The 584-nt window shown below is 45.7% G+C and carries 1 pseudogene; it reads right to left on the bottom strand.

Annotated elements, in window-relative coordinates:
• A pseudogene (locus R7Z50_RS29330) lies at nucleotides 1–577 on the bottom strand (TIGR01620 family protein); the annotation flags it as partial.
• Between the last annotated feature and the right edge of the window lie 7 nt (nucleotides 578–584).

The following is a 584-nucleotide window of genomic DNA, read 5'->3' as shown; positions in this document are numbered from 1 at the left end:
TAGAATCGTACATATCAAGGATTTCCGCATCACTGTGTGCTGGATTAATGCTGTTCTGCCAGCGATCAAAGCCTGGGTTTTCTGCTAATACACCACTCTGCTCTGCCACCTTTTCGCAAAACACCTTGCCTTTACCCACACTGTCACTGTGAACGAGCTGTTCGGCTTCTTCCTGAATACTGAAATGATTTCTTAATTTACGTAGCTTCCAGAGTTCTTTACCGATGGCACCTAGGCCCAATGATGCCACAGTAGTAATGAAACCCGCCCAACCTAATGCTAGCCAGTCAGCCGTTTGCACCGCAGTGACAACTGAGTCCACAGCCTGCCACCCGACCAATCCGGCAAAAGTAGCAAACACGCCAGTTGCGAGCCATTTTCTGCCTGGCCGAGGACGAATCACGTGTTCAAGTTGCAGTTCTTGTTCGGTTTCAATTCGATCTTCTTCTATCTTTACTGGTATAAAAGTTTCTTTGTCACTGAATGTCTTTTGCGCCGTTAACTCTGGTGAATCCGATTGCTGCTCTTTCTCTAGTGCTTTTTCAGAGAAAATTTGTTTCTGCTTCAATTCGCTCATTTCAATT

Source organism: Vibrio sp. 1249-1 (genome assembly GCF_033340495.1).
This window is presented reverse-complemented; position numbering and strand designations above follow the sequence as displayed.